This is a genomic window from Pleionea sp. WD8-19, from assembly GCF_055326765.1.
The window spans coordinates 84252-96638 of the sequence record NZ_JBUZOU010000015.1 but is presented as its reverse complement, the minus strand read 5'-3'; the positions used below and the strand labels follow the sequence as shown (position 1 = coordinate 96638).

4 protein-coding genes are annotated in these 12387 nt (G+C 43.5%); all 4 read right to left on the bottom strand.

The window, feature by feature from the left end; genetic code table 11:
• Window positions 1-102: 102 nt before the first annotated feature.
• The 4 genes from ACTUJY_RS16255 to ACTUJY_RS16240 all read right to left on the bottom strand — a co-directional run bounded on the left by ACTUJY_RS16255 (window position 103) and on the right by ACTUJY_RS16240 (window position 11972).
• On the bottom strand, window positions 103-2061 hold the full coding sequence (locus ACTUJY_RS16255) for an alpha-amylase family protein (protein WP_463617173.1): 1959 nt from the start codon (window positions 2059-2061) through the stop codon (window positions 103-105).
• A gap of 15 nt (window positions 2062-2076) precedes the next feature.
• Window positions 2077-4452 (bottom strand): TIM-barrel domain-containing protein, encoded by a 2376-nt coding sequence (locus tag ACTUJY_RS16250; protein ID WP_463617172.1) that lies wholly within the window; start codon window positions 4450-4452, stop codon window positions 2077-2079.
• Between the two features lie 194 nt (window positions 4453-4646).
• Window positions 4647-8996: an alpha-1,6-glucosidase domain-containing protein gene (locus ACTUJY_RS16245; protein ID WP_463617171.1), complete on the bottom strand. Its 4350-nt coding sequence runs from the start codon at window positions 8994-8996 to the stop codon at window positions 4647-4649.
• Between the two features lie 24 nt (window positions 8997-9020).
• On the bottom strand, window positions 9021-11972 hold the full coding sequence (locus ACTUJY_RS16240; protein ID WP_463617170.1) for a TonB-dependent receptor: 2952 nt from the start codon (window positions 11970-11972) through the stop codon (window positions 9021-9023).
• Window positions 11973-12387: the final 415 nt, after the last annotated feature.

Sequence of the window (12387 nt, the reverse complement as noted above, 5' to 3'; positions counted from 1 at the left end):
ACCTGACAGCGAAAAGAAAAGCCAACTCACTATAAAGAAAAAGAGTTAGAGAAAGCATACCGAGCTCGTATTTGGAATGCTTTCTCTCACTCTGAGAACGAGTTATTCACTCAATTGAAAAATATACGACTGCATTGGTTGTAAATCAACCTTTAAAGTAGCATTTTTTTGATCAACCACTAATTTTTTTTCAACTTTTTGGTATAAACGATCAAAAACGATGTAATCGCCATCAGAAATTTGCCATTGCTCGATGATCGAAGAAGGAATTTTCAGATTCAGTTGATAGTTTTTTTGATCATCAAAATTACTGATGACCATGAGTTTTTGTTGACCATTCCAACGCACGAAAGACATTAAACGATCATCGTAATTTTCCGTGTGTTGACGATTAAATAAATGAATATCCCGATATTCGCCGTTCATTGCGGTTAATTCAGCCGTAAGATTTAACAAGCGACGATAAAAATCACGCAAGCTTTTCTCATCGTTTGTAAGCAATCCGCCATCAAACTTGCCATCATTCATCCATCGTTGCTGACTTGGTACACCCCAATAATCAAAAATACTGGTTCGTGATGGATCACCAAAGCCGGCATCACCAAGCGCCGCTTCGCCAAGTTCTTGTGCAAAATAAATCATCGTTGGTGATCGACTGATGGTCGACAATACCACCATCGCTGGCTTTGCTTTTTGTGCATTGCCCACAAAGGCATCGCTTGCAATGCGTTGTTCATCATGATTTTCCAGAAAATGCATTAAATGCGATTCAATATCGGCGTATTGCAGCTGAATCGCCACCAATTGATCCGTACTGGCTTCGCCTCGCAAAATTGCCCGTGTCACATCGTAAAAGTCAACTTTATCGTAAAGGTAATCCATCTTTCCAAGATGAATAAAGTCTCGATACAAATGCGGTTGATAGATTTCTGCAAGTAAAAAAGCATCTTCGCGCTTCATTTTGATGGCCGAGTTTAAATAGCTCCAAAACTCGACAGGCACCAATTCGGCCACATCAAAACGAAAGCCATCAACGCCTATATCAAGCCAATATTCGACAATATGTCGAAACTTTTTCCACGAATTTGGAACGTCTTTGTTTTGCCAATAGCGATAATGGGCACGAAAATCTTTTCTCATAAACTCAGCGGGAAGGCGCTCAAAATCATACCCCCCATCTGGCCTAACACCATAATTGATTTTAACCGTTTCGTACCAGTCATCGTGTTTTGGCTGGGCTGATCGACTGCGATTACCCGTCCATTTGGCAGGAAACTCATTAAAATGACCATCCGCCAACGGATGCGACTCACCACCCAGAGGTTGATAGTTGCTTACTACGGCAGGCACTTTAAAGTGTTCACCAACCACATAGTAAAAATTATTATGCTTGTGGTATTCAACGTTCTTATTATCCGTAGCACCAAAATCGTCTACACCGTCTGGTTTTGAGATGGATTGATAATTGCGCGCGACATGATTCGGAACAATGTCGATGATCACTTTCATGTTTTGACGATGTGTCCGCTTAATCAGCGCTTTGAACTCCTTCAAGCGATGGGTAGGATTTTCGGCCAAATCCGGATTCACATTGTAGTAGTCTTTAATAGCATAAGGCGATCCGGCTCGCCCTTTTACAACATCGGGGTCGTCCAAACTGATCCCATAATCGGTATAATCATGAATCACTGCGTGATGTAAAACACCGGTATACCAAATATGGGTAACGCCCAATTCCTTAATCCCTTTTAGAGCCGCGTCAGTAAAATCGTTGAATTTTCCGACTCCGTTCTCTTCCATTGTTCCCCAAGGTTTATTCGTTCTTTTTTTATTGCCGAACAAACGAGTAAAAACCTGATAGATGACGGGCTTTCCTTGCGCTAAAGGAGCTGGACTCACGATGTCATCGTTTCGTTGCTCGGCAATCACTTTGTCGACTTGCGCACAACCGATGAATAAAAAACAAAGCCCTACTCCCGTTATCAGCGTTGACTTATAACGATGGATTAAAATGCGCATAGTCTTTTTATTGTTCGAGCAAACGTTAATTTTCAATGCCACTTTTTTACCTCAAAGCTAATCAATACGAATGACGGTGTTGGAAAGGTCCCAGTCAAAGGCAACCTCCAAACGACGCTGCTTCGCATCAAAGGCAAATATATTTAATGGGAGATTATCGACTTGAATGCTTTTCGGTGCCGTTAACCAATGGTGAATAACCAGAGTCACCCTTCGCTTTTCAGGCAATCCAGAATATTGACCCTTGCGAGATAAGCGAATGGATAAACCGGACTCATCTTGTTGCGACTGAAACCGGAGCAATTCAAAAGCATTCTGCTCAATGCTGCCAAACGATTTTCCATCGTCTTCGTACATTAGACCGCCGGACGCTTTAACCGAAGAGTCGGCGTAATAATGCAATGTTAAATGTTTACTGGAGTATTGTTCGGTAGAATTCACCGCTTCCACCATAGGTATAAAAGCCCCCGCCTTTACCAACACAGGAATGGTCTCCAGAGTGATTGGGTAGCGGATATTTGCATTTCCAATAAAACGTTGATCACTCCAGTAGTCAAACCAGATGCCCTGCGGCAGCCAAACGTCTTTCTGCGTTAAATTCGGCTCGGTAACCGGTGAAATTAAAAAGCTGTCACCCCAAAAATAACTGTCTTTAATGCTCATTAAATCCGAATTCGACTCATCGGCAAAAAAAAGTGGCCGCATGAGCGGAATGCCTTTGGTTGAGTTTTGGTAGGCCATGGTATAAAGGTAAGGTAACAGCCGATAACGCAATTTCATGTAATCTCGCACGATATTTTGCGTTTGCTCGTCGTGGAAAACCGGTTCTGGCGCAATATGATCTTGAGCGTGTGGCCGATAAATCGGTTGAAACACACCGTACTGCAACCAACGAATATAGAGCTCCTTATCAAAACGTTCACCTCCGGCAAAACCACCCAAATCGGAGTGTGTATAGGCCAAACCGAATACTCCCATTTGCAATGACAGTTCAACTTGCGGCTTGAGCCCATCCCAACTGCGCGCTACGTCGCCGGTCCATGGAATAATGCCGTATCGCTGTGTACCGGCAAACCCGGAGCGCATCATCGTCATCGGTCTTTCATTCGGTTTTATTTGACGCTGATTTTGGTACACCAGCTTTGCCCATTGATGACCGAAAGCGTTATGAATTTCCGCCCCTGTAGCTTTAATTCCGTACTCAGATAACGTGTGAATGCTTTCGTCAGGATGCACTTCCGGCTCTCCCAAGTCTCCCCAATGCCCAGCAATCCCCTGTTCCGTTAATCCACGATAAATTTCCGAAAACCAGTCCACCGCTGTTTGATCAAATACATCAATCAAACAGGTGTTACCAAAATAAAACTCGAAGCGTTTCGGTTCACCATTCTGGTCTTTAGCGCATATTTTTTTGTCGACCGCTTCCTGCCATCGTTTTGATGAAGTAAGAACAAAAGGCTCGGTGATAACGATGGTTTTAATCCCTTGCTCTTTTAACCGAGCAACCATTTTTTCTGGCTCAGGAAAAGCGTTACGATCCCAGTCCAAATTGCCGACATGTCCTTTAATATCGGGGCCAAACCAATAGAGGTCCAACACGATGGCATCGACCGGAAAGTCTTTCTGCTTGAATTGCTCAACGACCTCTTCTACCTGTTGCTGAGTTCTGTAACCAAAACGCGAGGCAAAATTGCCCAACGTCCATCGAGCCGGTAAGGGTTGTTTTCCGGTAACGGATACAAAATTTTCCAAAAGTTCGGGATACGAATCTCCAGCAACCACCATATAAGCGGCTCGGCCACCAACCGATTCAAAACTGAGAGTATGGGCCTGGGATTTTCCAATGTCGAGAAAACCACTGGCTGAGTTATCGTAAATTAACGTGTATTTTTTATCGGACATCACCGCGGGTAGACTGTAGTACATTTGTTCGGAATGTGTGGTGTAACCGTAGTGCGCACGATTGTAGAGTGGCAGTCGATGACCTCGGCGATTCATTCCCAACACACGTTGTCCGCCTCCCAATATTTTTTCACCATTGGTTAATGAAAACTGAAAACTCTGAGATTTCTCGTTCAATGAGAATGACGTTTGTTTTGTTAGCTGTTGGTTGTCACGATAATAGGTGATTTGCCAGTTTGCTTTATTGATGACGGCTTTCAATCCTCCGTTTATAAGGGTCGTTTGATCTTCTAGCTCAAACACCTGAGGCTTTACTTTACGAATCGACTCCGCTTTCGCAAAAGAAGGAAATATGACTTGCCCTGACCGATACAACAACACCTCGAAGGCATCACCCTGATACGCGGTCATTTGCAGGCGGTATTCACCATTTTCCAATTGATAGACAGCGTCTTCAGTAAAGTTGAAGTGTTCGCTGCAAGCAATCAGTAAAAGATTTGTAAAAAGAAAAACAGGAATAAATTTCTTCATTTGTGAAACCCAAAATTAGCGACAATGAATCAAAGATTTCGCCTTAAAGTAGGTTGGGTGAAACCCATCTTTTTAATCAATCATTGATGGGTTTCACACATCCTACAAAACCACAAAACAATTCTATTTTGTATTAGCGCTCAATAACAAAAACTCGCCCGGTGTTGACCGGGCGAAATCCAAATGATTCATTTTTAAAGTTGTATTACAGTCATTTCAGGTCGTGATTCATTCGGCCCCGAAACTTCAAAGCGGTAGGTTCCGGCTGAAGGAATTTCAATTTGAACGTCGCCTGCGTTATAGATCAACGTACGCGACTCGCCCACAACCATGACATTATCATCACCGTTTAATCCATAATTGATTTCACCCCAGTTGGCATCGGCAAATTTAAAATGGTATGTGCCAGCTTCAAGGCTTAAATCAATGGAATAGATAGAGTCTCCTTGGTAGGCCAAAACATCAACTGCATCCCAGGTATTGACACCGCGAAGATAAATGGTTTCTGAACCGTACATCTGAGTTTGATGTACAGAAAGAAATCGCTGTGTACGGTCAGCCGCATCGAATAAAAAGGTGTATTCACCCGACTCTGGAAAATCCATCGAAAGATTTCCTAAACCTGCTCCGGGCCCTAACAGTTTTTGCTCGTCTTCAATAACAGCGGCATGACCATCGCCATAGCTCAGATCCACCGTCGACCAGTCTTCCGAAGCAATTTTAAATTCCTGTAAGCCAGTATTCGTACCAATATCAATGATCACTTTATAAATGCCATTGCCTTGGTAAGTCAGCTCGGAGCTTGTATCCCAACCATTAATTCCGCCTCGAACAAATAGCGATGTCGCGGCATACACATTGGCACTACGAACCTGAAGCACCGGTGCATCGGGTGTACTGGCGGCGACTTCAAAGAAATACTCATCATCATTCGCAGGGGTAAAACTCAAATTACCCGCATTGTATGCCAGAGCTTTATCAATACCTTCAGTAACGGTACCGTCACTGTGTCCGTAATTCACGGCCGACCAATCTTCTGACGCAAACTTAAACTCATAACCGGTGCCACCGGTAAGACTCATCGCCACACGATACATGCCGTTGCCTATGTACTCCATAGCATCGTCAGTACTCCAACCGTTCATGCCACCACGAATGTACACCGAGGTTGAACCATAAGGAACAACATCGGGTAAACCAGCCGTCGCGTAAGCAGAAAGCCCTTCACCTTGTGAAGCACCTTGTGGTTTGACAAACACCGCCATGGTACGTGCCGGCACAGTGAACGTGCCTTCGTCAGTACCTGCAGTGAAAATGGCTGACGACATTTGAGAATCAACCGATGCAGCCAAAGTAGGATGCAATACAAACCCTGCAGCCGTGGGTACCGTATGAGATTGCTCGGTTTCGGTACCATTGATCATGACAACAATCGCATCGTTTACCGGATCGAGATCGGATAGTCCAACACCATCATCAATGCTCATTACAATCACGCCATGGGTTTGATTGCTTCCTAAGTTATGAAAACCCACCCGTTCAATCACATCTTGTTCTGTTGTTAATCGAAACAATTTGCTGTCACGACGGATGGATAAAAACTCTTTGAATACACTGTTCGCGAATTGGATATCACTAGGAAACGCTTGAGTCTTTGCACTGGCAGATAATTCAGAAATACTGATTTGGTCTGGGCTTTCAGGATCCGCATACCAACGCCAGCGGTTATCTTGCGCTAATGGTAAGCCAACGTTCCAGTTATTGGAGTTCATAGAGAAATCTACGAAATTAAACCAGTCACCCGCATCGTAGGAATTTTTGTCTAACGACTTGGAGCGCAACATATCACCACCAAGCTGAAGAAAAGGAATGCCTTGACTCACTACCGGTATCGCCGCAGCAATATTCGCAATACGTACACGATCGTCTAGATTCGTTTCCAAGGGTAATTGCAATTGCAGCATGTCCCAAAGCGTTTCATTATCATGTTTAGAGACATAATTAATAACATCGGCAGGATCCAATGCATACGACGATGGATTAAAACCCGAGCCGGATGTTGCAACACCACCGGAACCAACCAAGACATAGTTGGCGAGTTGTCCGGCTAACCCTAGTTTTACAATATCTTGTCGGCTGGTATCACCATCAACCTTAAACAGATCCGCGTAGCGAACGGCATCACGCAGGCGATCATTAAATGTGGCTATTTCTGTACCCGCCAAATTTTGCTGATTGGCAGAAGTCTCATCGTATCCGTCACCACGGTACCAACCTTCTCCGTAAAAATAATTGTCGGGGTCAACCTCTTGAACCAAATCACGTACTTCTAGCATTTGTTTGCGCGAGCCATGACTCATAATGTCAAAACGGAATCCATCAACGCCATATTCCCGAGTCCACAAAAGCAGCGAATCTTTCATGAACTTATCCATCATTACGTTATAAAGTTCCGTATCGTTACAACAAGTAGACTGCGTGACTGAACCTGTTGCAATATCGCGACGGTGATAATAACCAGGAACAACTTTGTCGAATACCGAATTATCAAACACGCCAGCCGAGTTGGTATGGTTATACACAACATCAATCACAACACGCAAACCGAGATCGTGAAGTGCTTTCACCATCGTTCTGAATTCTTTAATACGGACTTCACCGTTGGGATTGGTTGAATAAACACCTTCCGGAACATTAAAGTGCTTAGGATCATATCCCCAATTGAAAGAGTCATGAGCTCGCATTGAATCAACCAGAGCCTGTTGTTGTTCTGAAAGGGAACCATAACTTTCAAGAAGTTCCTGTATTACGGTTGATTCATCCACATGACCACACACAGGCGCGTCAGCATTGAGCCGACATAAATCACCTACCGTATCATCAAGATCAACCACTAAATTATCAAACTCATTCACTGTGGCAATATCATTGACCGGAAGCAGATGGATATGTGTTAACCCAGCTTCTTTTAAATTTAATAAATGCACAACGGGATCGGAAGCCGTTTCGGTAAATGCTAAATACTTGCCGCGATATTGTTCAGAAACCGATGGATCTCGTGCACTAAAATCTCTTAAATGCACTTCATAAATCACCGCGTCTTCCGGATCGGTGATTGTTGGAACCGCATGCACAGACCAATCTTCCGGAAATAAATCCGCATCTTGCAAATTAACCAACTGAGAATACTCGCCATTCATTGCTAAGCTGATGGAGTAAGGGTCCGTTGATTCTATCGTTTCAAATTTGCCTGTTGCGTAATGAAACAAAGACAGTTCGTATCGATAATATCGTCTGTCCAATGACAAAGGCGCAGCGTATGACCAAATACCGGTTGTTGCGTTTTCGACCATCGCAAAGGATGATTCGCGAACGCCGTCATTACGGTAAATTACTAGGTTTACGGACTGAGCTGTCGGTGCCCACAACGCCAAGTTAATGGTGTCGTCGTCATAATGAACACCTAATTGAGCTTCATTTGCATCGTCATCACTTGAGGTATAAAGATCATCCAGTACTTTTCCTATTTGCACGTGAGTCGCTAAAACGGCTTCACCTTCGGCGTTATAACCCACCCAAACAACATGACCTTTCACAATGGTTTTCGCATCATCAATGCTCCAACTTCCGGAAAAGCCAGGCATTGAAGTCAACAATGGAACCATTGATTGTTGAGCACCAGAGAGTTCTGTGTCCGTTAAATCAAATGCCGTTCCGGAAACGTTGCCCTCATCATCAACGGTGATCGGTTCAGAGATGGAATAATGCAGCTTGGCTGAAACGACATCAGCAGAGGCTGGAAGAAAATTATCACGGTTCCAAACCAGAGTGGTTGAGTCGATCCAATGCACACGCGCATCTTTAATTTGCAACTGTTCGGCTCCTAAAGACGTGATCGGGTATTCAAATACAGCAGCATGACCAGTAATGGTCCAATTCATACGCGAAAAGGTAGGATCGTCTTGCATCAAGTTCATTTTCCAATCGCCACCACCCAGTTCCTTACCCGCATCATCGGTACCAATGTGAATAATAAAATGACCGCATTCACCATATCCGTCTTTTAGATCTAAAATCCAATATGCGCCGTAATTGGGATCGATACCATCAATCACTAAACCATTGTCCCAAGATGGTGCTAACGATTCAGCGGCATAAGCATCACAGGTTGGACTGTTCCAGGTATGCAATCGATAACCGTTGTATGCTGAGTCATTGGGAGAATTATTCGCCCCCAACTTCGCTCGGTTGTAAAATAAAATGGCTTGATTATCACCGGCAAACACAATGGGATCCGGTTGACTGGGATCGTACCCAATAATACAGGCGTCATTCGTTTCATTAGGAACTGTAGGCGGATCACACGCTAATGGAGGCGGCTCGACACAAGCGGTACCACTTGCATTCGGTACTAACGGTAAATCACAACTGAGTAACGTCTGACCACTTAATACTTCACCTGCGACTTCATTATCACACCCTGTCAGTGTCGCCAAACTCACCAAAATACTTACGAGTAAAAATAACCGTTTTAATGTTTTCATTTTCTGTCTCCTTTTTTGGTGAGCTTAGAATTTATAATTGAGACCCATAAAGTATTGGCGACCAAAATATTGTAGGGTTCCTGTTCTTGCTTCATGAAAGAAGAACGATTTCGTTGGCTGATCGGTTAAGTTATTAACCTGGAACAGTACTTTTAAGTCGCCATCAAAATCATAGGAAGCCTGGTAATCCAAGACCGTCTCATCATCAAAATTCACCGTTTGCTCATTCACTCCCCACTGCTGAGAGATAAATTCAGATCGATAACGAGTACTTAATCGTGTTTCAAATTGGTCGCCGGTAAAAAACAGAGTTCCACTTGCAACATGTCGTGACAAACCAGGAAACGCTGTTTCGATATTAAACAACCCTTGCTGACTTCGACGAGTAGCCGAACTTTCGGTATAGGCGTAATTGAAATTAAAACCGAGTCCTGACCAAATGCCCGGTAATTGATCGAGCATTGTTGTAGTTGAAAACTCCAAACCTTTCACCGATGCTGGTTTGTTGTTGTTGAATGAAAAGGAATATGAACCCAGACCGACGTCACTCGGAACACCACTTAAAGGATCAACATACGTTTCCGGAGCAGGCACACCAATTGAAGAAAAATCGAATCGATTTACAAACCCTTCGTCAACAAAATTTTTAATATCCTTGTAAAAAATCGCCACGGCAATACCACCAGTTTGATCGGGATAATAGTATTCCCAAGACAAATCGTACTGATCGGCTAAAAAAGGTTTCAAACGAGGGCTATTAAACTCTGAACCATTAAAAACATAGGGCTCTGGATGCTCGAGTGTTCGATCGGGATTTTGATCGACGTTTCCGCTAAAATTCGATGCCAGCCGGTTAATTTCTGGCCTTGCCATTACTCTCGCAGCAGCAAAGCGCAGTTGAGAATTGTCAGTTAACTTAAGATTTAAATTTAAAGAAGGCAGATAATCCGTGTAATGGATACCGTCGGTATTTCTGGCATAACGAAAACTGGCTAACCCGGCCTCATCCACAATCCATTGCGCACCCAACGCAATTCGATCCTCCTCCGGCAGGGTTTCGTCAATATAACTCAATCGCGTTGCCGATTGCTCACTGTTTACTGCACGCAATCCTATATTTCCAGTGACATTAAACTCACCTACGTCAAAGTCGAGATTCGCCAGAAAATAAGCCGCTAATACAACCTCAAACACGCTTCCAGTGCCTTGAACCGCCCAGCTTGACGAATAGTCAAGCTCACCATTAACATCTTGACCAAAGGTCGTTAAAGGTGTTCCCATCCCATTGGGTAACCAGGCTGCAAGCACTTGATCAATATCGATAGCAAGGTAACTTGGGAAATGATTAAAGTCGCTACGCCAATTAACGATATTGTACATTCCAGGTTGCAACCTAAACGGCGGCTCAAACATAGAAAAGCCACCGTCATCACCGTATTCAAAAACTTTTCTGACTGCATTCCAGCGGCGCTCCGAAGCACGAAACCCGAACTCAAAAGATTTCACATAGTTGTTATTAAATAATTCGTAAATACCGTCGAGCCGAAACGCATTGACCCTATCATCGTACAAATAAGGATAGGTCCCATATTTAGAAACCATTAAAGTATCAGGATTGGTAAAGTCTTGATTAAAGCCAACGCTGGGAATGTCCAGGCCCGAATACTGGTAGTTAATGACCACATTCGTGTCGAAAACCGGATCAGCAATCGTTGCATCTTCAGCAACTAAGCTCCATAACAAACGATTTTGAAAATCACTTTCACCTGATGAGTGACTTAAGTCGGCTGTCAAAGAAAAAGCGTCGGTCAGTTGCCACTCACCTTTTAAACCAACGCTTTCGCTAATATCGGTTTCGCTGTCATCATCATTAGCAATTTCGACACGCGTGAAGCTGTCGCTGGTTCGTGCAACAACGCCTCCAACCATTGAATTATCGGCCACCGTTGGAAAATAATAGTTTGCCCGGTTCCCACCAAACTTCACACGCAAACCACGCGCCCATTGTTTCGACGAGAACTTGGATCGAAAGTAGTCTGCGGTAAATTTAAAATCGGTATTTGGCATCCATTCAAAGGCAGCAACAAAGCTGGTGCGCTCTTCGCTACCGCCTTTATGTTGCAGCTCCATACCTTCCGATACGGTTTCACATTCAGGGCATAACTCGGAACCTTCGGTATCCCCTGTCAATGAATCAACATCTTTTTCTGCGTTGTAATTTAATCCAATAAATTGTTCTGCCACTGAGGGTTGCGTGAGCTGCGCGACGCCAAGCGAAAGTCCGATCGTATCGTCAAAAAACTTTCCTTGATAAGAAAAACTGAGTCGCTCTCCCCAATCATCAGCATCGTATACATTATTTGCTCGATCATTAAATACCGCTCGCGCGTTAAAGCCCATAGTATGCTTTTCGGCATTCGCCAATGCACTGGCGGTACGTAACTCAACACTACCGGCAACACCACCCTCAATCAAAGAAGCTTTCTGCGACTTATAAACGGAACCGGAAGTGATTAATTCTGACGGGTATTGATCAAAATCAATACTGCGGCTACCTGAAGTTGCGACCTGCTCTCTACCGTTAAGAGTAGAAAAAATAAAAATACCGGATAAACCGCGTATATTAATTTCCGCCGCTTGACCACCAGTACGTACAGCAGAAACACCTGGCAATCGAGTTAACGCGTCGGCAATCGATACGTCAGGAAGGGAACCGATATCATCCGCTGAAAGCTGTTCAGAAACGGTATCGGCATTGCGCTTTTCTTCCAGAGAACGAATAAGAGAACCGGTATAACTTCCGGTAATGGTCATTTTATTTTCTACTTTTTCTGATTCCTTTTTAATTTTGTCATCCTTTGCATCGTTCTGCTTATCTTCAATTTGCTGTGCCATAACATACGTTGGCATGAAGCTACTGATACATCCTGCAACTGCCAAAGCGATGGTTAACGAACTCGGTTTAAACCTCGCCATATTCCTACCCCCAAGTGTACTTTTAGTTATTTTTATTGACGCAATGCATCAATAAATTAAGTCCTAAATTTGTACAATCATACGCAGGATCAAAATCGCAAAACAATGAACTGCATACGTATTCATGAAAGGAAGCTTTAAAAACATAAAGGCGTAAGAAACTTAATCATTGGATTTTTTTGCGTTACCATTTTTTGCACAAGTATCGAATAGATAAAAGTGAATGCGTTAACTGTTTGGAATACGAGCAACCTTTGAAATAAATAACTCAGGAGTTGAGATTAATTTAATTGCGGATTGAACTGAGCTCTTTAAAGTCAACTGCAATGGTTCAGTTATACTCGAAGCGTTTGAGTTTTAGATTTTAGAAGTGTATGAATTTTCGTATCTGACGAGGCGCGACGACGCTGCATGG